Origin of the sequence: Bacillus cereus group sp. N14, assembly GCF_016483555.1 — a bacterium.
GTDB lineage: Bacteria > Bacillota > Bacilli > Bacillales > Bacillaceae_G > Bacillus_A > Bacillus_A wiedmannii.
Window position 1 is genome coordinate 371,135 of the sequence record NZ_JAEHBQ010000001.1, and the last position, 23,455, is coordinate 394,589.

Genomic DNA, 23,455 nt, shown 5'->3' on the forward strand with positions numbered 1-23,455 from the left:
ATTTTGCGTCAAATTCCTACTGAATGTCAATAATAGCGTTTTCGCCCTTCTTAACATTTCCATCTTTTTTCAATTCGACTTGTTGTCCTTGTTGTAAATTCGTAAAGACAATTGGTGTAATGATAGATGGTGCATTTTCTTTTACAAATGCAAGATCTACTTTTAATAATGGTTGTCCTTGTTTCACTTTGTCGCCTTGTGCTACAAGTGCTTCAAAACCTTCACCATTTAATTTTACAGTATCAATACCAAAGTGGATTAAAATTTCTTTTCCACCTTCAGATTGAATACCAATCGCATGCTTTGTAGGGAATACGTTGACGATCTCACCGTTAACTGGAGAAACTACTGTTCCTTCTGTTGGCTCGATTGCAAATCCGTCTCCCATCATTTTTCCTGAGAATACTTGATCAGGTACTTCTGTAATCGGTAAGATTTTCCCTTCAATTGGTGATACGATTGTTTCGTTTTCATCAACTTGTTTAGGAGTTTCTTCTACCTTTACAGGCTCTTCTTTTTCAACATGAGGTGTACGACCTGACATAATATCATGAATTTGTGATTTTAATGTGTCAGATTTCGGTCCAAAAATAGCTTGAATGTTATTTCCAACTTCAAGTACACCAGCTGCTCCAAGCTCTTTTAAGCGATCTTTGTTTACATTCTTTTGTTCGTTAACTTGAACACGTAAACGAGTAATACAAGCGTCTAAAGAAGCAATGTTTTCTTTACCACCAAGTGCTACTAATACTTCACGTGGAAGTTCTCCTGCTTCTGTTTTACCTGCGCCGTCATTCGCATTTGCTACTTCACGACCAGGTGTTTTTAAATCCCATTTACGGATTGCAAAGCGGAATCCGAAGTAGTAAATAACTGCCAGTACAAGACCAACAATAATTACCCACCACCATGCTGTACGGCCTGGTAGTACACCGAATAACATAAAGTCGATTAAACCACCAGAGAATGTCATACCAATTTTAACACCTAAAATTTGCATTGTCATAAATGATAGACCAGCGAATACTGCGTGAATTCCGAATAGTACTGGTGCTACGAATAAGAATGAAAATTCAAGTGGTTCTGTAATACCTGTTAAGAAAGATGTTAATGCAGCAGAGCCTAAAATACCAGCTGCTAATTTTTTATTTTCAGGACGTGCTTCATGGTACATTGCTAATGCTGCTGCTGGAAGACCGAACATCATGAACGGATACTTACCAGTTGTAAATGTACCTGCTGTTAATTCTACACCGTCTTTTAACTGTGCCATAAAGATTTTTTGGTCACCACGGATTAATTCGCCAGCTGCATTTGTATACTGACCGAATTCGAACCAGAACGGTGAATAGAAAATGTGATGTAATCCAAATGGAATTAATGAACGTTCAATTAAACCGAATATGAATGCTGCTAATGTTCTATTTGCATCAATCATTTGATGTGAGAACGTATTTAAGCCACCTTGAATGTATGGCCAAATGAAACACATGATTATACCTACTACTAAAGAGAATGTTGCAGTTGCGATCGGTACGAAACGCTTACCTGCAAAGAAGCCTAAGTATGATGGTAATTCAATGTTGAAGTATTTATTGTAGCAATATGCTGCTACTATACCGACGATAATACCACCAAACACTCCCGTTTGTAGCGTTGGAATTCCTAATACGTTTGCATATGCTGGATCTGTAAATCCAATTTTTACTGGGTCTGCTCCAGAACTTGTTACTTTCACTAGCTTATCTACTTCTAAGAACACACTCATCGTTTTATTCATAATTAAGTAACCGACGAACGCTGCTAATCCAGCTACTCCGTCTCCACCAGCTAAACCAATTGCTACCCCAACTGCGAATAATAATGCAAGGTTAGCGAAAATAATATCACCAGATTGTTCCATAATTTTTGCTACCATTACGAACCAATCTGCTTTTAAAGCAGGAATAACATTTGTTAACTGTGGATTTTGAAATGCATTACCAAATCCAAGTAAAATACCTGCTGCCGGTAAAATCGCTACTGGAAGCATTAACGCTTTTCCGACTTTTTGAAGAACACCAAAGATCTTCTTAAACATGGAAACCCTTCCTCTCTTATCTATATTGATACCTTCCGACAAACGCCAAAAAGACATGAGGAAAAAAAGATAGAACGATAGCTATACAAAGGGTAGTATATCCCTTTCTCTAGCTTACATTCCTTACTTTTCTCCACTCATGCCTGATCGAATCAGTAACACGTGTCAAAAATAGGTTTACGTATAAGTTCACTATAATTAAGGCAAACGTTTTCGTTACTTACCTTAATGTGTTTGTCGAAATTTGTATAACTTTGCAATAGTTATTATACATAACTATTGTAAGCGATTCAATGATTTTTTTTAACGTTTTCATTTTAGACAAAAATATATGTCTTTTTACGCATGCTCTGCTTTCACTAAGCGCTGCAGGTGCATCGTTAAATATATGCTCTCTGCTTCATACACAGGAAGTTGCAATTCTTTTTGCATGACCTTAACTAGCTTCCAAGCTAAATTATAACAGACAGGATATTCTGCCTTTAATAAATCAGCAAAACTTTGTGATTCCTCTACTTTTTCCCCTTTTTTTACCCGTTCAATTGCGTATTGTAAATGACGGATAAGGCGTAAATAGTGGATACTTTCTTGGTCTAATGTAATTTGTAAGTTTGTCTCAATTAAAGATACGAGCTGTGCAATGAGACGGGAGTTTTGATTAACTGAAGATAAATCTGAATTTGTAAGCGAACTGTAAATATGGAGTGCAATAAAACCAATTTCTCCTTCTGGTAATGTAATTTGTAAACGAGAATTTAAAAGGTCTACAACACCTTCAGCAATTTCATATTCCTCTGGATAGAGCATTTTCGTTTCAACTAAAAAAGGATTATCAATTGTAAGTCCTTGTTTTAACCGCTTAATCGCAAAAGAAATATGATCTGTTAAAGCGATATGAATATGTTCATTCAATGGTGATTTTGCTTTTTCTTGAATGTAGAACATAATATCATTCATTAATTCAATTAGTTTTTCACTCACATGCGGCACTAACAGTTTGTATTGTTCACGATCACGTTCATTTTTTAAAACAAACATTTTTTCAATTTGTTCTTGCTCCAATACATCTTTCGCTTTTTTCCCAAATCCAATTCCTTTACCAATCACTACTACTTCCTCATGTTCAGGATGGCTAGCAATGATGACATTATTATTTAAAACTTTTTTAATTTCTAGATAATTATTCATATAACACCACCCTCGTACTTAAATAGCCTGCTTTTATGTTACAGAACATTCTTCTTTGTCGTCAATGTAAAACATCTACCATTTCATAAAAATTCATTTTTTAGACATGTTTATATATGATGCGTATAATGTAAGAGCAACTGTACATAGAAAGGAGATAACAACATGATTAAAATGTTTGTAAGTGATATCGATGGTACAATGATGCAACACGGAGGGTTAATTGACGAACAAGATATTGTAGCACTTCGTAGTCTTGCTGAGCAAAATGTTATTCTTTGTTTCGCTTCTGGCCGATTGGATAATGAAATTGCAGACTTAATGAAAGCTGTAAATACAAATTTCCATCGTATTAGTGTAAATGGTGTTTTCGTGTACACACATGAAAACAAGCAACTATTATCCGCAACATTCGATTCGAGTATTCTACCTGATCTGTTAGCAATGACAAATGAAGATCCTTATTTTCGTTATGTAAGTGATGAGCATAATTATTACATTGAAGAGAAAACACCGTTCATTCATGAGCTTGAACAACAAGTAACGATGACTTCTGTTGAAGAACCGCATCTATTACAGAAAATTGATGATACAATTTTCCCAAATAAAATCTCTGTCGGTGGAACAAAGGAAAGCTTACAACTCCTTCAGAAAAAAATTGATGAAAAATTCCACGGAAAAGTTAGTACATTCATTTCAGCAGAACAATGTTTAGATGTAATGCCACCTAATATTAGTAAAGGGGCTGCTATTTCTGTTTTATTAAAAGAGTTTCAACTACAACCAGAGGAAATTGCTTGTATAGGGGATTCTTATAATGATATTCCAATGTTTTCTTTAACTCCCCACAGTTTTGCTATGTCTCAAGCAGATGACGCAGTAAAAGAACACGCTCACTATGTAGTAAATACAGTTAAAGATGCTGTTAACCACGTAATTGCTCATAATAAAAATACGACTCACTCCTTATAAGGATGAGTCGTATTTTTTCTTTACATGTTAAACAATTTGACATTAACTGTACTTCACAAACTGAAATATATTATTTGTTACGTGCGATGTTTGTAATAAACTTATAACGATCCCCACGATAAATACATTTCACATACTCTAACGGTACTTCACCTTCTGAATATGACCATTGACGCATTACAAGCACTGGCGCCTTTTTAGGAATATGCAGATGTTCAGCTTCATTATCCGTTGCAATTGAAGCTTCAATTGATTGAGTAGCGCTAACAAGTTTAAAGCCCAGTTTTTTCTCTAAATGTTCATATAAAGATTGTTGCAATATTTCTTCGTTAATATCTTTTACAAGAGCTGGCGACAAATATGTCGTCTCAAAAGCAATCGGTTCATCATCAGCTAAGCGTATACGCCTCACTTCATAAACCGACTCTCCCTCCTGTATTCTCAACCGGTCTGCTATTTTCGCAGTAGCTGGAACTAGGCGGAAACTTAGTAATTGACTACTTGGGTTCATCCCACGAGAAATCATATCTTCTGTGAATCCCGTCATTCCTTGCAATTTTTGTTCCACTTTCGGAAGTTGGACAAACGTACCGATTCCACGTTTCCGATATAAATAACCTTGTTCCACTAAATTATTAATCGCCTGTCTGATTGTCATACGACTCACTTCGAACTTATCGCAAAGTTCATTCTCAGATGGGATTTTATCTCCCGGCTTCCATTCGCCGTCCTCAATTAGCTGTTTCACCCACTCTTGAATCTGATAATAGATCGGAAATGGTGAATACTTGTCGATGTTCATCAGCAATCGCCTCACTGCATAAAGATAGAGCTTCTTGATCAGCGATTACGGTTACATTCGGATGACGTTGTAAAACTGTAGCAGGACACGCTTCGCTATATTCACCTTGCAATAATTCTTTCACAGCTTCTGCCTTTTTAGAACCCATAGCAACAAGTAGAATTTGTTTCGCTTTCATAATGCTTCCAATTCCCATTGTAATCGCATGCGTTGGCACATCTTCTTCTTTTTCGAAGAAGCGAAGGTTTGCTTGGCGTGTAGATTCTGTTAATTCAACAATGTTTGTTGGAGAATTAAACAGTGTTCCTGGTTCGTTAAATCCGATGTGACCGTTTTCACCGATTCCAAGAATCTGTAGGTCAACTGGGTTAGCAGCTAGAATGCCCTCGTAACGTTTGCACTCTTCCTCTAAATCACTTGCCATCCCGTTTGGTACATAAGTTTGTTTAAATGGAAGATGATCAAACAACTGTTCTTGCATGAAATAGTGATAGCTGTTTTTATCTTCATGTGGTAAATTTACGTACTCATCTAAGTTTACAGTGGTTACACGGCTTGTATCAAGTTTATTTTTTCGCATTTCTGCATAAATACCTAATGGAGAGCTTCCTGTAGCCATTCCTAATGTTGGATTTTCTTTTGTTTTTACAACTTCTTCAATTAATTTATAACCTGCTTCTGCTAGTTCTTCTGGAGTTTTTACAACAAGAATATTCATTTAATTACTTCCCTTCCTTCATATGAATTCCTAAACGAACCGTATCATATACATGTAAATCTTCATTCATCACAACAAAGTCTGCATCTTTTCCTACCGCTAATGCACCTTTATGATTTAATCCAAACTCTTCTGCTTGGTTAACTGATGTCATCAGTACTGCATCTTCGATTGAACAACCTGTAAATTCAATTACATTTCGGAAAGCTTGATCCATTTTTAGAATACTACCAGCTAACGTTCCATCTTCTAATCGAGCACTACCATCTTTTACATGTACTGGCTGTCCGCCAAGCTCATATAATCCATCTTCAAGACCTTTTGCACGCATTGCGTCAGTAATAACACTTACTTTTTTCGATCCTTTTAATTTATATGCTAATTTCACCATATCAGGGTGAATATGAATACCATCTGTAATTACTTCAACCATTACATCTGGATTTAATAACACATGACCAACAACTCCTGGTTCTCGGTGATGTAATCCACGCATTTGATTGTATAAATGCGTTGCATGTGTAATGTTTCTATTTTTTAGTTGCGCATCAATTGCATCTGTATGCCCCATTGTGCCAACAACACCAGTTTCAGCAAGATACTGTTCAAACTCTAACGCACCTTCTTCTTCAGGTGCATATGTTACTAATTTAATTAGATTCCCGCTTGCTTCCTGCCATTGTTTAAATTGTTCAATATTGGCAGGAACAATATGTTCAAGTGGTTGTGCACCTGCACGTTTTTTTGAAACATACGGTCCTTCTAAGTGAATATATTCGAAATGTGCTCCTTTTTCTTTCGCTTCCTTCGCAGCATGTAGTGCCGCTTCAATTGCTTCTGGAGCTTGTGTCATTGTTGTTGGAAAGTAAGTTGTAACTCCTTCTTTTAACATTTCTTTACCTAGAGTTACTAATCCATCGCTATTTGCATCCATCGCATCAATATCGTATCCACCATGAATATGAACATCAATCATACCTGGAATCACAATCTTCCCTGCTGCATCTAAAACCGCTTCATTTTCTTGTGATACATATTGAGCCATCAAACCAATTTCTTTAATTGTTTCTGCGTAACGAATAAATCCGTTTTCCACTACTTCTTGACCTGTATAAATTTTGGCATTGATGACAACTTGCGTTTTCATTTTCATCGATCCTTTCCCATGAAATACCTACTTGTTATTATTACCTTATTCGCCTAATTCCATCTTAATATATGCACGAGTAGTTGTCTAGACATTCGAATAAAATTTCCTCTTTGTTTAACAAAAAGGAAACTTAGTACGTCTCTTGCAATTATAATATATGTTATTCAGTTTTCCAAAAAGGGAGAATATCCCCTATCATATTACTCACTTAAGTAATGGCATTAATCCACTAGAGCCTATTGTAATATGCTCGCCGTCTGTTTCCATTTCTACTGTACGTTTATTTGTTCCATACATCATTATACCCTGCTGTTTTAAGCGTCTCACTACACTTTGATGCGGATGTCCATACGGATTTCTGCTTCCGTATGAAAGAATTGCAAACTGTGGTTCTACTTTCTTTATAAACATTTCACTTGTTGAAGTATAGGAGCCATGATGTCCCACCTTTAACACATCTGCATGTACATCAAATTGCTTTAATATTTCAGTTTCCGTCCGCACATCAGCATCACCCATTAGTAAAAAATCCGCTTTTCCGTATCGTACCTTTAACACAATTGAAGATTCATTATTTTCATCTTTTGATTTCCCATTGTTTAATACTTGTATGGAAACATGCGGATCTAGCGGTATGTATTGTCCCTCTTTTACTGAAACGAAAGGAATTCCTCTTTTTTTAATATGATTCCGGTATGTGTGATACGTAAAAGAACTATATGTTTTTCCACTATCTAATATAAGTGATACCGGCATTTGCTCTACAATCGGAATGAGTCCTCCAATGTGATCCATATCAGGATGCGTACTGACGATAGCATCTAAATGGTTAATCCCTTTTTCGATTAGTTTTTGAATGATAACCTCACCTGCTTCATAAGGTCCCCCGTCAATTAACATCGTTTGTCCATTTGGCAATGTAATAAGTGTCGCATCACCTTGTCCAACTTTTAAAAAACTCACTTTCATTTTACCAAAATGTTGCCGCTGCATATGTAAAGGAGACGCGGTATGAATAGACATCATATATCTTTTAGCCGATGCACTATTTAAAGAAAAGCATAACAAAACAGAAACTAACAATAAAATACCTCGCATACTTCTCATAACTCGTCTCCTTTTTTCAATTAGTATGGCACGGTATATAATTGATATACAAAAAAAGCTTAGCAAAATGCTAAGCTTTTATTTCGATATCTCCTGTAAAGAACCAAAGAATAAATCTGCTTCATTCATTTGTTCATTCTCTTCAGAAAGTACCGGTAAATCATCTAATGTTTTCAATCCAAATGTATCCAAAAATTCTTTCGTTGTTCCATATAAAATAGGACGCCCTGGCCCTTCTGCTCTTCCCATTTCTTTTATAAGTAAGTGTGAAACTAACGTTTGTAACGCCTTATCGGTTTTCACCCCTCTAATCTCTTCCATTTCAGTCCTTGTAATAGGTTGACGATATGCCACAATCGCTAACGTTTCTAAAGCAGCCTGAGAAAGTGAAGCAGCTGTTGGGATATCTATTAATTTTTGATAGTACGAAGCATGTTCTTTCTTTGTAGCAAAACGATATACTTTTGCATACTGTACAATTTGCAAACCGCGGTGTGCACCTTCACATTCTTTTTGCATTTCTTCTAAAATATCAATTACTTCATTTCCTTCAATTTCAAGCACTTTCGCTATTTGTTCTGGATAAATCCCTTCATCACCAGAAACAAATAAAAGCCCTTCAATGATTGATTTCTGTTCTTTTCTATCCATTTTACGAGCTCCTTCCTCCAATTTTCTCCATAAAAATACACATCAAAAAACCGAATCACAATCAATGCGTTCGGTTCAATATTTTTTCTCTTGTTCCAAACGATACATTCAAACCTAGCATGAGATATATTATTTCCATCCCATTTTCCATACTAAATCTATGCAGATTTAGTAGAGCTTGATACGAAAATTTCATCAAAATTATGTTCTTGTTCAATTATGATTTGTTGATTTTTCATAAGCTCAAGAACCGCTAAAAATGTTACAACCATTATTTCCCGTTCATCATCAACAAACAAATCATAAAAACTTTGACGACCACCTTGTATTTCTAACTGTTTTAAAATATCAATCATGCGCTTTTCAATTGGTATTTCTTGACGAGTAATACGTGTTGTTACAGGTTTCTTTGCTTTTTTACGGCGCATTAATTTTTGAAATGCCGCTAGCATATCATATAACGTAACATCAAGAGGCAAGTTTGTCTCCTCTTCTTGTTGTAACGATGTAAAATCAATTGGCGGACGTGTATATAGCTGTGCTCTTTCTTGTTCTCTTTCTTTTAGCTCAGTAGCAACTTGCTTATATTTCTTATATTCAATTAACCTCTCCATCAATTCTTGACGAGGATCATCTATAAAGTCATCACCGTTATCAAGTACATCTTCTTCATGTTTCGGCAACAACATTTTACTTTTAATTTGTAATAAAGTCGCAGCCATTACTAAATACTCACTTGCAACATCTAATTGTAGTTCTTTCATCGTATGAACATAAGATAAATATTGCTCTGTAATTTCCGCTACAGGAATATTATATATGTCAATTTCATAACGATGTATTAAATGTAACAATAAATCTAAAGGCCCTTCAAAAGCCTCTACTTTAAAATTATACTGCACAAAGCATCCCACCACATTTTTTCTATAACAACATAAGTATAGAGCATACTCATGTTCTATCCAACCTTTTTAAGAAATTTAATTAAAAATAGACCTATGCCTATATCATCATGCCCACCGCTTCATATGATAACAGTGTAGTAAGAACAATGTAGGAGGTCAAAAAACTATGGGTCACGTTGATTGCGGTTTTAGCGGTGGGTTCGCATTACTTGTTGTATTGTTTATTTTACTAATTATTGTAGGGGCAGCTTGCTTCTGCTAATATGAACAATAACGGCTAGGGAAAATTCCCTAGTCGTTTATTGTTTATATTTCTATGATACACTTGTATTTATAACCGTTAAACAGGGGTGAAGAAAATGTATCCTACCGAATACATCCAATTTTTAATTCATTTTCACGGAGATTATGATTATTTTGAATGCCACGAAATACTGGAAGAATATTGGAAAACAAAACCGAGAGAAAATCGTGATAATTATTTAGTCGGTCTTATTCAAATTGCAGTTTCTTTATACCATCAAAGACGCTCTAACTGGAATGGCGCAGAGAAGATGATGAAAAGCGCCATAACGATTTTAGAAAAAAACAGTGCACCTTTACTACGTTTAGGAATAAATCAGACACAACTTCTATGCTTACTCCAGGATAGATTGCAATCTATACAGAAAGAAGAGAGTTTTACACCGCTATTTTTACCGTTATCGGATACAGCATTAGAAAAGCACTGCATGGAATTATGTCAGAAACAAAACCTTCCTTGGAAAGACGTGAATGCTACTTCTAATGAATATATAATACATAAGCACACATTACGTGATCGAACAGAGGTCATCGCTGAACGAAACGAACAATTACAAAAAAGAAAGCAGAGATAATAAACTACTTATCTCTGCTTTCACGAATGTATATTTTGTTCTAGCCCTTTACACTTTTTGCAAAAACTTGCTGTTTGCTCATTTCCGCAAATTGTAAACTCAAGAAATTTACTCTTTAACTCTTGAACCATCTTCGTCCCAATACCCATATGACGGTGAGACGGGTTCACACTCAAATGCTGAATTTCCAACACTTGATTCTCTTTTTTTACAATCCCCATTATCCCAACAAAATCTTCGTTTTGCTTCCACAAATACAATTGCCAATCATCTTTTGCTTCATAATCTTTCATAGTCAATTGTAATGTTTTCACATCTTTTTCAGTTGGCATAAATGAAAGAAGCCCCATTGCAATCTTTTCATAACTTTTTTTAAAACGAATTAACATAACCCTTATCCCTTCTTACAAAAGTTACAAACTATTAATCCCCTCAACCACTCTTTTCATATCACATTCATTTTACAATATTTTCAACAGAGTGAGAAGGGCTTAAAACAACTTGATAATCATACAAAGCGAAAAGAAGAAAGTCAAATATATGTTTCAGTACTATTTTTTCTAAGTAGATAGAAGGAGAAACGTTGTTATATGAAAGCGAAAAGAAACATCCATCTCTCATTATCACTGCAATATTCATCACCCGAGAGCAAATGAATTCTAGCAAAATTAATGTAATAAAAATATTTATTGAAACATGTAATCTAATGTATCCTATGTGATTTGTTAAAATTTTGTTCTTATAAGCGCCATATTTTCGCTACAATTACAGTACTACTTGTATCATGTACTGTAACCGAAATACCCATTCCTATTAAAAAAACAAAAAAGAGAGCAATAGCTCTCTTTTCTCATTAACTTATTCTTCCCAAACTTTAACTTCTTTCATTACATCGCCTTGACGCATGTTTAATACTGTTTCAATACCGCTTGTTGCTTTACCGAATACAGTATGTACACCATCTAAATGCGGTTGTGGCTCATGAACAACAAAGAATTGGCTACCGCCTGTATTACGGCCAGCATGAGCCATAGAAAGTGAACCTACAAGGTGTCTATGAGGATTTCCATCAGTTTCACATGGGATAGAGTAACCTGGGCCACCTGCACCTGTTCCTGTTGGATCTCCACCTTGGCTTACGAAGCCAGGAATAACGCGGTGGAATGTCACACCATCATAAAATCCTTGCTCTGCTAGTTTTTTAAAGTTTTCTACTGTTTTTGGTGCCTCTTCTGGGAAAAATTCTAAATCGATTTTTTCACCATTTTCCATTAATATGTATCCTAAAGTTTTCATACGTATATGTCTCCTTTCAACTATCTCAGCACTATATTACCACATTCATGACTAGAAACAAAAAGAATCCGACAATCTAGATACTTCTTTTTCGAAATGTGGAAAAAGCTAGGTGACAAATAATAAATATATACTATAATAACTGTGTTGCCCGAAAATTTTAGAAAGAGAAAGGGAGCGATTTTTCGTGAAAACGAAATTACTAGCTCTGCTATTGGCTGTAACGGTATTTATGATGCCAACAGCTTCGTTTGCAGACATCATCGAAGGAGAATCAATTGTTACACTAGGAGAAAACTTGTCTGAACAACAAAAACAAGATCTGTTAAAAGAAATGAAAGCACCAAAAGATGCTACAATCATTACTGTGTCTAATGCGGAAGAACATAAATTTCTAGAAGGGGTTGTTCCAAAAGCGCAAATTGGTACGAGAGCAATTTCCTCTTCTATGATTACATACACAAAGCCAGGGTCTGGTCTCATTGTACGTTCAAAAAACATTAATTCGATAACAGATGCAATGTACACAAACGCACTTATTACAGCAGGTGTGAAAGATGCAGAAATTCAAATTACTGCACCATTTAAAGTTTCAGGAACTGCTGCTTTAACCGGTTTAATGAAAGCCTATGAAACAGCATCGAACAAAGCAATTCCTGAAGAAGTAAAAAAAGTAGCCAATGAAGAAATGGTGCAAACAGCCCAGCTCGGCGATAAAATTGGTGAAGAAAAAGCAGTTCAACTTGTTGCAAAAATTAAAGAAGAAATTGCCAAAGAACAACCAAAAACGACTGAAGATTTACGTTCATTGATTAAAAAAATTGCGGATCAACTTGGTATTACATTAACGGATGAACAGTTAGATAACTTAGTTGCGCTATTTGATAAAATGAAAAATCTTAATATCGATTGGAATCAAGTTGGCAGTCAGTTAAATAAAGCAAAAGAACACGTCTCTGCCTTTTTAGGATCTGAAGAAGGGCAAGGTTTCCTAGATAAAGTTAAAGATTTCTTCTCAAGTATCATTGATTTTGTTAAATCGTTATTCAAGTAAAAAGAAGCTCGTCAATGACGAGCTTCTTTTTTTATACAAGTAATGGCAATTTCATAACAGCTTCTTCGACCGAACGAACAATATGATTTGCCTTCTCCTTCACATATGGATGAGCATGATGTAGAGTAAATGAATGCGGAGTTACTTCAAACATAGAAATATCATTGAAAGAATCTCCAATGCATGCAACTTCATTTGCTTCAATTTGTAAATGTTCCATTAGTCGCCTTAAAGCACTCCCTTTACTTACTCCCCTTGGCATAATGTCAACATAGCGTTTACCAGACATAAAAACTTCCGCTTCGCTCTGAAATGTATCTCGTAACTCTTGATCTAATGCTGCAATTGTCTCTTCTTCTCCAAAAACAAATAATTTCGCAGGATGTACAGTCTTACCAAATTCCTTTTCTAATGCTTCTATCTCAGCAATATGCACGCCCATATACGTTTCAAAAGTATGATGATGTTCATTCTTTCTTTTTGTATACCGTTGCTCATTTGCACAAACAATATCTGCTAGTCCCTTTTTATGGATATATCGATATATTTCCTGGGCAATCCCATCTTCAAAACTTGATTCATGAAATATTTTTCCATCCGGCAGTAACATCGTTGCTCCATTTAAACTAGTTGTGTAATACGGGAATGTAAACCTATTTACGACTTCATCAATTCGATGAGTAAAGCGGCCAGAGGCAAAACAAATATTTGTCCCTTTTTCAGCTAACCAACAAAGTGCACGTTCATCTTCTTTTTGCATATGATTCACATTGTAAACGAGCGTATCATCTAAATCACTTACAAATAATTTAATCATGTCCTCTTCCCCTTCCATACACAATATCTACTCTAAGTGTACACAAAAAATGTTTGATTTTTGTTAAAAAACAATAAATTTTAGATAAAAAAATAAGCAGGAGATTCATCCTGCTTATTTTTGCCTTCTTACATTTTGAGGTTTTACAATACTTGGGCGCACTTTTAAACTAGACATCGTTGGACGGAGTAGAATTTTTGTTAACGCTCCCCAATCAAATGGTAAAAACGGCCATAAATACGGTGTTTGTAAACTTTTTATAGACGTTAAAAATAAAATCAATATCGTCATTCCAACTACAAATCCCATTTCATGAAATATACCTGTCAAAATAATGACAAATAGCTTTCCGACTTTATTCCCAAGCCCTAGTTCATAACTCGGTGTTGCATATGCTCCGATCATGGAAACTGCTACGTATAAAATTACTTCTGGTACAAACAAACCTACATCAATGGCAATTTGACCAATTAATATGGCAGAAATTAATCCTGCTGCAGACGACAATGATGTCGGTGTATGAATGGCAGCCATCCTTAAAAATTCGAGTCCGATTTCGGCCATCAAAATTTGTAATAAAATTGGTAAATGTGTCATCTTATTCGGTCCAATGAAAGCAAGACTTTCCGGTAAAAGAGTTGGATCAAAAACAAACACTAACCAAAATGGCAATAAGAACAGTGAAAATATAACACCTAAAAAACGTACCCAACGTAAAAATGTACCTACAGCTGGATTTTGCCTAAACTCTTCTGCATGCTGTAAATGATGAAAATATGTTGTCGGTGTAATCATAGCACTTGGTGATGTGTCAACGAGTACTAACACATGTCCTTCTAGTAGATGATTTGCTGCTACATCTGGTCTTTCTGTGTATCGAATAAGTGGGAAGGGATTATAGCCTTGTTTAACTACAAATTCCTCTATCGTTTTATCCGCCATCGTAATCCCGTCTACTTCAATGTTATTTAATTCTTGTTTTATAATCTTTACTAAATCTGGATTTGCAACATCTTGAACATATGTAATACAAATATCCGTTTGGGATCTATCTCCTACTCGAATCATTTCATTTCGAAGACGTGGGTCACGTATCCTTCTACGAATTAACGCTGTATTTACAACGATATTTTCAACAAATCCATCCCTTGCACCACGTACTACCTTTTCTGTATCTGGTTCTGTCGGCGTCCGGCCCGGATAACTACGAACATCTATTGCGAACGCTTCCGTTTCACCTTCCACAAATATAACGATAAGTCCTGATAATACTTGGAGCATTACCTCATCCATCGTTTTCACTTTGCTTACTTGTTGATGGATTAAACGATTCTCTAAAAGCTTCACTGTATCTTCTTCTACATCCCTTATCTCATTTGTATCCACCGCTTCTTCTAAAATAGGGATAATATAATTTGTATCACAAAGTCCGTTTACAAATAACACACCAATTTCTTTATTTAAAATTTGAAATTTACGAATGCCAACGTCGTATGTAACACCCAGTCCAGCTGTTTGCTTTAAGTAATTTTCATTATCACTTATGAAAGATGAAATAGGGATATCCACTTTTTTAGGCTTCGTCATAAAAACCACTCCTTTCCAAAATTAATTGAATCGCTTTTCTAGTAATAGGTGATCCTCTCTCCCATTCATCGTTTCCACACATCTTACCAATATCACCAACTCCCACAATGACAGGAACATTCAGATCATCTAAACAATAAATTGTATCTCCGCTAATTCTGCCAATTTCACCATCTGGAAGTCCAAATTTATCAACACCGTATTCGGTTAAATTCCCGTTTCGATCTACACTGACATCTACACGTGCCCATTCCCAATGATGTGTATTAGACGCTACTGCCAAAATCCCCAGTACATCAATTTGTTTATGTGTGGCTACATATTTTAAAGCCTTTTCACCAGATCCTTCTCCAATAAATCCACTGTCATCAAACATGACAAATACAGGGTCATATGGCGTTTGCATAATAAGCTCAACAACTTTCTTCCCTGTCAATTTGGTTGGATTACTTTGTGATGCTGAAATACACCTTCCCCCAAATTCCTTCGTTAAAAGCTCAATTGTTCGCTTTGCATATTCATCTCCATCTGTGACCAAAACAACCCTTCGTCTCATTTGATTTATCCTTTCGGTTTACATATAAGTGCTACAAAAAATGAAAATAATATCGCTGCAGAAATGCCTGCAGACGTTAAACTAAACATACCCATACCAATCCCAATATATCCGTGTTTTTCTGCCGCATGCATTGCCCCATGTAATAGTGAATGTCCAAAACTTGTAATAGGAACTGTCGCCCCAGCACCAGCAAACTTTATAAGCTTATCGTACAATCCGAATCCATCTAAAACTGCTCCTATAACTACAAAGGTAGCCATTAAATGGGCTGGTGTTAACTTTGCGAAATCTAACAATACTTGTCCAATTACACAAATGGCGCCTCCTACAAGAAATGCATATATAAAATCCACAATTCACTCTCCCTTCACTCTCTCAAATACGACACCATGTGCAATTGTTGGAATGGTTTCTTTCTGCTGCATCATCATCGGACTTAATAACGCACCAGTAGCAACGACAAAAATTCGTTGTAAATTCCCTTTTTGCATCTCGCTTAATAAATGACCATATGTGACAACAGCTGAACAAGCACAACCACTACCACCGGCAAATACTTCTTCTTGACCGGGATCATAAATCATTAATCCGCAATCATTATATATATGCCCAAGATCATAACCTTCTTCCAATAACAGTTGTTTTGCTATTGGTGTCCCAATAGCTGATAAATCACCGGTAACAATCAAATCATAATCTGCTGCACTTCTCTTCAAATCTTCAAAGTGTTGTTGAATTGTATGAGCAGCAGCAGGTGCCATCGCCGATCCCATATCTAAAGGATTTGCAATCCCTAAATCTTGCACTTTCCCAATCGTAGCTGCCGTAATTTTAATAGCACTTTTTTCTTTACTAATTAATATGGATCCCGCACCTGAAACAGTGGAATTTGCTGTTCCTGGTTTTTGTCCTCCATACTCTGTTGGATAACGGAACTGTCTTTCAGCCGTCGCATTATGACTACTTACTGTCGCTAAAATACGATTTGCGAATCCACCATCTATAAAGGCTGACCCAACCGCTAAAGTCTCCATCGAGGTTGCACAAGCGCTAAACATCCCTAAAAAGGGAATCCCCCACTTACGCGCAACATAATTTGCTGTCACTGTTTGATTTAATAAATCACCCGCTAAAAAGAAATCAATTTGTGATGTTTTTACATTTCCTTTTTGCAAGACTTGTTGAATTGAATCTGACATTAATCTTCGTTCAGCAAGTTCCCAGTTTTCCTCTCCGCAATGTAAATCATCGTATGAAATATCAAAATCCTTTCCAAGAGGGCCTTCAGCTTCTTTTGGACCGACAGCAGTACCGGTTGCATTCACATAAATATCATTTTGAAATACCCACGTTTGTTTTCCAGTCAACCTCATACTAGCCCCTCCTTTACGACATAAAAATGTTAAAAGTATATCTTATTAACCCAATAACGTATGCACCAACGACCCCAAAAACGATAACACTTCCCGCTAGCTTAAACATATTTGTAGCAACCCCAAGCACAATTCCTTCACTCTTATGTTCTAGCGCAGCGCTCGCCATAGAATTCGCAAATCCCGTAACAGGTACGGCCGAACCCGCTCCAGCAAATTGACCGATTTTATCATATACACCACAACCTGTTAAAATCGCCGATAATAATACAAGCGTTGCAACTGTCGGATTTCCTGCCTCTTGTTCACTGAAATGAAAATAATGTATATAAAATTTCATCAATACTTCTCCGACAGTACAAATGAATCCACCTACAAGAAATGCCTTGACACAATTTAGGAAATAGTTTGGTTTTGGATGGTACTCCTTCACTTTATTTATGTAATCATCCTTTAGTTTTCGCCCTGTCATTTATATACTGCCTCCTACTTTACGAAATAAATCCAGTGAAACAATGAGCCTATTACTTTGCCAAGTACAAGAGCAACGAGTAAAACAACGATTTTCCCTTCTACCCCTACTCGTTTCGCTAAAATAGGTAAAACATTTAACACTTCTGTTAATGCGGCTGCAAGCATTCCAATGAATGTGCCACAAAATATTCCTAATATAACAAGCCAATATTGCGACGTTTGAAATGTAATGTTTTTCAAACTACACCAAGCTCCTGTTAACGTACCTGCAATAACTGCCCACTCAAAATATTGAATGTGCTTTCCACTTCTCGTTAATTGAGCTAGACGGGGGATTATACCAAGTACAGCTAAAAATGCGACATATCCGCTACCTACTGCAATCCCTCCCGCTAAACCAATTAAAATAACAAGCCCAGACTCAATCATCGGCAAGTTGTTTCATATTGTCCTTGTTTTCATGAACAATTACATATTGGTCAAGTGACTGCTGGTATTGGAACATCTCCACTTCTAACGGACTCGGCTCTTCATTAATTCGCTTTTGAAATACATGATTAAAAAATAAGATCATACCTAACCCAAGACCTACTGAATAAGGAATTTGAAATAGAAGTGGTTGTGCCTTAAATTCTCCCGTAATCATGTAATATAACCGCTGGTGCACTTGTTGCATGCTTACATCTTCATGGAAATAAATGATCGCAAGAGCCGCTCCAATAAAAAGTAACAACCATACAAGTCCGAAGAAAATCGGATGTATTTTCTTTTTTTCATATATAATTTCAACAAGAGTTTGTCCAGAACCGAGTAAATTAATTTGTATATGAGCCGCTTTTTGTTGAATAATCTCAATAATTTTCATAACATCAATTACGACATGCGTCTTATCATGCGCTGTTATTTTGTAAACTACCTCATCTTGTAACGACTGAACTACCAGAGCATCTCCCGCAAGTTGAGCAACATCACCCAGTTTCACTTCATACGTAGGAGAAACTTTTAATCGATTACGCATTTTAATATAAATTGTTTTTTCCAATTTCCATTCACCTCTTCACTCTTCCTCGTAGTTGTAGTATGGTTATTGAATTTTTTTCTAATACAATTTTTTCATAAAAAAACATCTGTACCGTTTCGGTACAGATGTTTTTTAGTTTATGCCTTTTTCTTAAATAAATTTGCAATACTTAATGCGAGTCCTCCCCAAATGACTACCATACCAATCACCATCATCATAATCGCTGATCCGCTCATTATGAAACACCCCGATCTTTCCATTCTTTTTCAAGCTTAGCAGAATCTGAATGTATTTGTGCATTCCATTTCTTTATACTAATGATTAGTGCAACGATAAGGAAGGCTGCTGCAATTGACCAACCATATGTTACGACAAACTCCGTTGGATAATCTCCGTAGTTCTTTTTAATATTTTGGATTGTGCCATCAATTAACATGTACCCTAACATAAGCGGGGTAATAACGAGTAAACTTACTCTCCAAAACGTCCCTAACTTAATATCAGATACGAAGTTTGCATGATTTTGGTAAACTGGTAAACGGCGTAGAATGAGCCCTATCGTAACCACTTCCGCTAATGCAATTGAAATTAATCCGAAGTTATTAGCGAAATAATCAACAACATCTAGGAACATAAGCCCGCCACGTGTTGCAAAAACAAGAGAAACTAGTACGAGAAGCGTCCCCATAATTCCAATTGTTTTTTGGCGGCTTAAGCTGAACTTTTCAGATACGGCAGCAAAACATACTTCCGCAAGCGAGATGAGAGATGTAATTCCGGCAACCGTTAATGATAAGAAAAATAATACGCCAAATAACGGTGACATCGGTAATTCATTAATAATTTGCGGGAATACTACGAATGCAAGTCCTACACCAGCACTTGCTACTTTATCAACTGGCACTCCCATATTGTTTGCCATAAATCCAAGAGCTGCAAAGACCCCAATCCCTGCTAATAATTCAAATCCTGAGTTTGCAAACCCAGTAATAAAGGCATTATTTGTTGTATCTGAGTTTTTCGGTAAATAACTAGAATACGTAATCATAATTCCAAATGCTAAAGATAAGCTAAAGAAAATTTGACCATAAGCTGCAAGCCATACCTTTCCATCAAAAATACGACTCCAATCTGGTTTGAAGAATGCATCTAATCCTTGCATCGCACCTTCCATCGTCACTGCACGAACTACGATAATAAGGAACATAACAACTAGTAAAGGGATGAAAATGCGGTTAACCACTTCAATTCCTTTTTTAACTCCTTTGAATGCAACACCAAGCACAATAATCCAAACGAGAGCTAATGGAATTAATACTTCCGGTACGAGCCCTCCAAACTGTCCAGGCTTATCTGCAACATGCAAATACTCTTTAAATAAAAATGATTGCGTATCTTTCCCCCATGCTCCAGTAATTGCAAAGTACGTATACGAAATAGACCAAGCAATAATTACTGCATAATATGTTGAAACGATAAACGTTACACACATTTGCCACCATCCGATAAATTCAGCACGCGGACTAATACGGAAGAACGTAAGTGGCGCGGAACCACGGTGACGATGCCCAAGAGCAAATTCAAACGCCAATAATGAAATACCAGTCGTTAATAATGCGAATAAGTACGGTAAAAAGAATGCGCCTCCCCCATTTTCATACGCTGTATAAGGAAAACGCCATATGTTTCCTAATCCAACGGCAGAGCCGACCGCTGCGAAAATAAATCCAGCCCTCGTTCCCCATTGTTGCCTCGTTTCCATATTTTCTTCCCCCTTTGTGACAAGTTCATACTTGGATTATATTTTAAATTTACTAAATTATCAATAAATTCTGTTAATTTTTACGAAAGTTTACAATCTCCTCCTATTTAAAATCAAAAAAAAATCGAATAGATAGCTATTCATCTATTCGATCTTTCATCTGTTTTAATATTTTCTTTTCAAGTCTTGAAACTTGTACTTGCGAAATACCTATGCGCTCCGCTACTTCTGATTGGGTTTGGTCTTTATAGTAGCGTAAATATACAATTAAACGTTCTCGATCATCTAATTCTCTAATTGCTTCTTTTAAAGCAATTTTATCGAACCATTTCGTTTCAGATTGATCGGCAATTTGATCTAAAATAGTGATTGGATCTCCGTCGTTTTCATACACGGTTTCATGTATGGATGAAGGAGCACGACTCGCTTCTTGCGCCAGAACCACTTCCTCTGGCGTTAGCTCTAACGCTTCGGCTACTTCATTAATCGTTGGGGCTCTTCCAAATTCTTTCGAAAGCTCGTCTCTCATCTTTCGAATTTTATTTCCTGTTTCTTTTAAAGATCTACTTACTTTCACTGATCCATCATCACGTAAAAATCGTTGTATTTCTCCAATAATCATTGGAACTGCATATGTTGAAAATTTCACGTCGAAAGATAAATCAAATTTATCTACCGATTTTAAGAGCCCAATACATCCAATTTGAAATAAATCGTCTGGTTCGTATCCGCGATTAAGAAAACGCTGCACAACCGACCATACGAGACGCATATTACTTTGAACGATTGTATCTCTCGCTTGTTGATCTCCATCTTGACTTTGTTGAATTAACGCTTTTAGCTCGTGGTCCTTTAACTGAGGTTTCTTCTTCTCATTTTTGACCTCTATGTCCATAGGCTATTCTCCTTAATTGCATAGAGCGTTACTATTTGATAAGTATTTTGTCAAATGGATTGTTGTCCCGAAAGATTCGTTTGAAATAACTTCTACTTCATCCATAAAATTTTCCATGATAGTAAATCCCATTCCGGAACGCTCTAATTCAGGTTTAGTTGTAAACAGGGGTTGTCTTGCTTCATCTAAATCAAAGATGCCAATCCCTTCATCTCGAATCGTGAGTTTCACCATTGCTTCTTCCAAAATTACAGAAATATAAACAACACCTTCCGCATTTCCTTCGTACCCATGAATAATTGCATTCGTAACTGCTTCTGACACAACTGTTTTAATCTCCGTAAGTTCTTCCATCGTTGGATCTAGTTGCGCAATGAAAGCAGCTACTGTAACGCGAGCGAATGATTCATTTTGACTTAATGCTGAAAATTGAAGGTTCATTTCATTTCTCATTTATGCCACCCCCAACGTCGCGAGCGCATGCGCTTCACTTTCTTCTAAGCGAACAATTTTAAATAAGCCCGACATTTCAAATAAACGCTTAACAGGCGGTGAAATTGCACAAACAACCATTTCTCCACCTAATCCCTTTACATGCTTATATCGGCCTAATATAACACCTAAACCAGAACTATCCATAAACGATAAGTTCTCTAGGCTCAAAACAATATGATGAACACCATGTGTCTCAATCATATCTGTTACTTTCGTTCGCAACTCTTCAGCAGTATGATGATCTAATTCACCCGCTAGTCTCACACATAGGACGTCACGCTTTACTTCTAATTGCATGGAAAGACTCACACGATTTCCTCCTTATGCTCAAACTTTACTCATTTACATACATAAAGATTTTCGTGATACAACATAAGAATCCTTCCTGCTGACAAAAGAAGAACTATTTCGCCATAAAGTGAAAACATTCGGCAATTATTTACTTTCATACGAATAGAAAAGCGGCAAAATGTTTGCCGCTATTTTGATGTTGAAAACATCCCAAAACTTCTTTTAAATAACTCCCACCAGCTCGCTGCAGCAACATCTTCTTTTGCTACAATTGTTTGTTTTAATAAAACATCTTTATCTTTTTTAATAACAAGTGTACCAAGCGCGTCACCTTTTTTAATCGGCGCTTTCACTTTCTTTTCAGCAATTACTTCTTGCTTTACTTTATCCATATTTTCGCCTTTCTTCATAAGAAGAGACACATTGTCTGACGCAACTAAATCTACTTTTTCTTTTTTACCTTTTCCTACTTGTACAGTCTTAATTTTTTCGCCTCGTGTATACAATTTCTTTGTCATATATTGACCAAATGCGTAGTCAAGAAGCTTCGTTACTTGATTGTTCCGTTCTTTTGATGTAGGTGCTCCCATAACAACTGAAATAACACGCATCCCATTCTTTTCAGCCGATGCTGTTAAACAATATTTTGCTTCTGTCGTAAAGCCCGTTTTCACACCATCTACTCCAGGATAAAAACGTACTAACTTATTCGTATTCACGAGCCAAAACTTCTTATCCGTATCTTCTCGCAAATAGTCTTCGTATTTACCTGTATATTTGCGAATAAGTGGGTACTTCATCAATTCTTTTGCCATTATAGCCATATCATTTGCTGTGGAATAATGGTCTTTAGCCGGAAGACCTGTTGGATTTTGAAAATGAGTATTTTTCAGTCCTAAATCTTTCGCTTTTTTGTTCATCATATTTACAAAACCTTCTTCTGAACCCGCGATATGCTCCGCTACTGCAACAGACGCATCATTTCCAGATGCAATAGCAATACCTTTTAGCATTTCATTTACAGTCATCTCTTCTCCAGGCTCTAAAAAGATTTGTGATCCACCCATTGAAGCTGCATGCTCACTTGCTCTAACTTTATCGGTCAGTTTTAGTTTTCCTTTTTCAACTTGTTCCATAATTAATAGCATTGTCATAATCTTCGTCATACTAGCAGGTGGTAACTTCTCATTTGGATTTTTATCAAACAAAACTTTACCTGTATCTTGTTCAATTACAATTGCTGATGACGCTTGTTCCGCTAACTTCGGCGTTGTTTCTTCTGTTTTTTCCTGCTTCGTCTTCTCAGATTGTGCGAAACTAACTGAAGTACCAGAAAGCAATAACATGAAACAAACAAGTATTCCAAAAACTCGCTTCATG

29 protein-coding genes are annotated in these 23,455 nt (G+C 36.2%); 4 read left to right on the plus strand and 25 right to left on the minus strand.

Annotation, left to right across the window (positions count from 1 at the left end):
• Positions 1–16: 16 nt before the first annotated feature.
• Both ptsG and glcT read right to left on the minus strand, forming a co-directional pair.
• Entirely contained in the window at positions 17–2,080 is a 2,064-nt protein-coding gene (gene ptsG, locus JDS82_RS01865; RefSeq protein WP_000473194.1) for a PTS glucose transporter subunit IIABC, read from the minus strand.
• A gap of 339 nt (positions 2,081–2,419) precedes the next feature.
• Positions 2,420–3,268, minus strand: a complete 849-nt coding sequence (gene glcT, locus JDS82_RS01870) for a glucose PTS transporter transcription antiterminator GlcT (protein ID WP_064449209.1) — start codon at positions 3,266–3,268, stop codon at positions 2,420–2,422.
• 165 nt (positions 3,269–3,433) lie between these two features.
• Here glcT and JDS82_RS01875 point away from each other — a divergent pair, with 165 nt between their 5' ends.
• Positions 3,434–4,240, plus strand: a complete 807-nt coding sequence (locus JDS82_RS01875) for an HAD family hydrolase (RefSeq protein WP_199712526.1) — start codon at positions 3,434–3,436, stop codon at positions 4,238–4,240.
• A gap of 70 nt (positions 4,241–4,310) precedes the next feature.
• Here the strand turns inward: JDS82_RS01875 and phnF are convergent, their stop codons facing one another.
• The 6 genes from phnF to scpA all read right to left on the minus strand — a co-directional run bounded on the left by phnF (position 4,311) and on the right by scpA (position 9,570).
• On the minus strand, positions 4,311–5,042 hold the full coding sequence (gene phnF, locus JDS82_RS01880; protein ID WP_002194085.1) for a phosphonate metabolism transcriptional regulator PhnF: 732 nt from the start codon (positions 5,040–5,042) through the stop codon (positions 4,311–4,313).
• On the minus strand, positions 4,972–5,760 hold the full coding sequence (gene nagB / locus JDS82_RS01885) for a glucosamine-6-phosphate deaminase (protein ID WP_001024205.1): 789 nt from the start codon (positions 5,758–5,760) through the stop codon (positions 4,972–4,974). Before nagB ends, phnF begins: the two co-directional genes overlap by 71 nt.
• Before the next feature lie 4 nt (positions 5,761–5,764).
• On the minus strand, positions 5,765–6,907 hold the full coding sequence (gene nagA / locus JDS82_RS01890) for an N-acetylglucosamine-6-phosphate deacetylase (protein WP_098058232.1): 1,143 nt from the start codon (positions 6,905–6,907) through the stop codon (positions 5,765–5,767).
• 207 nt (positions 6,908–7,114) lie between these two features.
• A complete protein-coding gene (locus JDS82_RS01895; protein ID WP_199712527.1) occupies positions 7,115–8,017 on the minus strand; it encodes a ComEC/Rec2 family competence protein in 903 nt (300 codons plus the stop codon).
• Positions 8,018–8,095: 78 nt separating this feature from the next.
• Positions 8,096–8,668: a segregation/condensation protein ScpB gene (gene scpB / locus JDS82_RS01900; RefSeq protein WP_000375163.1), complete on the minus strand. Its 573-nt coding sequence runs from the start codon at positions 8,666–8,668 to the stop codon at positions 8,096–8,098.
• Between the two features lie 158 nt (positions 8,669–8,826).
• The gene (gene scpA, locus JDS82_RS01905) at positions 8,827–9,570 is read right to left on the minus strand and encodes a segregation/condensation protein A (protein WP_001199757.1); all 744 of its coding nucleotides are present in this window, start codon (positions 9,568–9,570) and stop codon (positions 8,827–8,829) included.
• A 169-nt stretch (positions 9,571–9,739) separates the two neighbouring features.
• Here scpA and JDS82_RS01910 point away from each other — a divergent pair, with 169 nt between their 5' ends.
• Both JDS82_RS01910 and JDS82_RS01915 read left to right on the plus strand, forming a co-directional pair.
• Entirely contained in the window at positions 9,740–9,835 is a 96-nt protein-coding gene (locus JDS82_RS01910) for a YjcZ family sporulation protein (protein WP_000510194.1), read from the plus strand.
• Between the two features lie 97 nt (positions 9,836–9,932).
• Positions 9,933–10,451 carry a DUF309 domain-containing protein gene (locus tag JDS82_RS01915; protein WP_048565669.1) on the plus strand — a complete coding sequence of 173 codons (519 nt, stop codon included), beginning with the start codon at positions 9,933–9,935 and terminating at the stop codon, positions 10,449–10,451.
• Between the two features lie 20 nt (positions 10,452–10,471).
• On the opposite strand, the gene ribT is transcribed toward JDS82_RS01915, so the two are convergent.
• From ribT to JDS82_RS01925, 3 genes are all read right to left on the minus strand, one after another.
• Entirely contained in the window at positions 10,472–10,840 is a 369-nt protein-coding gene (ribT, locus tag JDS82_RS01920; RefSeq protein WP_000908397.1) for a GNAT family N-acetyltransferase RibT, read from the minus strand.
• 67 nt (positions 10,841–10,907) lie between these two features.
• Entirely contained in the window at positions 10,908–11,090 is a 183-nt protein-coding gene (locus tag JDS82_RS29640; RefSeq protein ID WP_048565670.1) for a hypothetical protein, read from the minus strand.
• Between the two features lie 219 nt (positions 11,091–11,309).
• Positions 11,310–11,747: a peptidylprolyl isomerase gene (locus JDS82_RS01925; protein WP_000853785.1), complete on the minus strand. Its 438-nt coding sequence runs from the start codon at positions 11,745–11,747 to the stop codon at positions 11,310–11,312.
• Positions 11,748–11,934: 187 nt separating this feature from the next.
• Between JDS82_RS01925 and JDS82_RS01930 the strand changes: the two genes are divergently transcribed.
• Positions 11,935–12,801, plus strand: coding sequence for a DUF1002 domain-containing protein (locus JDS82_RS01930; protein ID WP_000850517.1), 867 nt, complete (start codon positions 11,935–11,937; stop codon positions 12,799–12,801).
• 31 nt (positions 12,802–12,832) lie between these two features.
• Here the strand turns inward: JDS82_RS01930 and JDS82_RS01935 are convergent, their stop codons facing one another.
• From JDS82_RS01935 to dacF, 14 genes are all read right to left on the minus strand, one after another.
• The gene (locus JDS82_RS01935) at positions 12,833–13,636 is read right to left on the minus strand and encodes a Cof-type HAD-IIB family hydrolase (RefSeq protein ID WP_048565671.1); all 804 of its coding nucleotides are present in this window, start codon (positions 13,634–13,636) and stop codon (positions 12,833–12,835) included.
• A gap of 96 nt (positions 13,637–13,732) precedes the next feature.
• Positions 13,733–15,205 (minus strand): spore germination protein SpoVAF, encoded by a 1,473-nt coding sequence (spoVAF, locus tag JDS82_RS01940; protein WP_000165591.1) that lies wholly within the window; start codon positions 15,203–15,205, stop codon positions 13,733–13,735.
• Entirely contained in the window at positions 15,192–15,761 is a 570-nt protein-coding gene (spoVAEA, locus tag JDS82_RS01945) for a stage V sporulation protein SpoVABEA (RefSeq protein ID WP_001254416.1), read from the minus strand. The genes spoVAF and spoVAEA overlap by 14 nt, the downstream gene beginning before the upstream one ends.
• A gap of 5 nt (positions 15,762–15,766) precedes the next feature.
• Positions 15,767–16,117 (minus strand): stage V sporulation protein AE, encoded by a 351-nt coding sequence (spoVAE, locus tag JDS82_RS01950; protein ID WP_000345909.1) that lies wholly within the window; start codon positions 16,115–16,117, stop codon positions 15,767–15,769.
• Between the two features lie 3 nt (positions 16,118–16,120).
• Entirely contained in the window at positions 16,121–17,137 is a 1,017-nt protein-coding gene (gene spoVAD / locus JDS82_RS01955; RefSeq protein ID WP_001241141.1) for a stage V sporulation protein AD, read from the minus strand.
• Positions 17,138–17,150: 13 nt separating this feature from the next.
• Entirely contained in the window at positions 17,151–17,609 is a 459-nt protein-coding gene (gene spoVAC, locus JDS82_RS01960) for a stage V sporulation protein AC (protein WP_000147730.1), read from the minus strand.
• Positions 17,610–17,623: 14 nt separating this feature from the next.
• Complete coding sequence (spoVAB, locus tag JDS82_RS01965) at positions 17,624–18,040, minus strand: stage V sporulation protein SpoVAB (protein WP_000572948.1); 417 nt, start codon at positions 18,038–18,040, stop codon at positions 17,624–17,626.
• Entirely contained in the window at positions 18,033–18,653 is a 621-nt protein-coding gene (gene spoVAA, locus JDS82_RS01970) for a stage V sporulation protein SpoVAA (RefSeq protein WP_199712528.1), read from the minus strand. Before spoVAA ends, spoVAB begins: the two co-directional genes overlap by 8 nt.
• Before the next feature lie 116 nt (positions 18,654–18,769).
• Entirely contained in the window at positions 18,770–18,868 is a 99-nt protein-coding gene (locus JDS82_RS01975; RefSeq protein WP_000016829.1) for a methionine/alanine import family NSS transporter small subunit, read from the minus strand.
• On the minus strand, positions 18,868–20,394 hold the full coding sequence (locus tag JDS82_RS01980; protein WP_000450092.1) for a sodium-dependent transporter: 1,527 nt from the start codon (positions 20,392–20,394) through the stop codon (positions 18,868–18,870). Before JDS82_RS01980 ends, JDS82_RS01975 begins: the two co-directional genes overlap by 1 nt.
• 136 nt (positions 20,395–20,530) lie before the next feature.
• Positions 20,531–21,289, minus strand: coding sequence for an RNA polymerase sporulation sigma factor SigF (gene sigF, locus JDS82_RS01985; protein ID WP_000350733.1), 759 nt, complete (start codon positions 21,287–21,289; stop codon positions 20,531–20,533).
• Between the two features lie 12 nt (positions 21,290–21,301).
• Positions 21,302–21,742, minus strand: a complete 441-nt coding sequence (spoIIAB, locus tag JDS82_RS01990; RefSeq protein ID WP_001243399.1) for an anti-sigma F factor — start codon at positions 21,740–21,742, stop codon at positions 21,302–21,304.
• A complete protein-coding gene (spoIIAA, locus tag JDS82_RS01995; protein WP_000059133.1) occupies positions 21,743–22,093 on the minus strand; it encodes an anti-sigma F factor antagonist in 351 nt (116 codons plus the stop codon). It abuts the gene before it with no gap.
• A 170-nt stretch (positions 22,094–22,263) separates the two neighbouring features.
• The gene (dacF, locus tag JDS82_RS02000) at positions 22,264–23,454 is read right to left on the minus strand and encodes a serine-type D-Ala-D-Ala carboxypeptidase DacF (protein WP_000831992.1); all 1,191 of its coding nucleotides are present in this window, start codon (positions 23,452–23,454) and stop codon (positions 22,264–22,266) included.
• Between the last annotated feature and the right edge of the window lies 1 nt (position 23,455).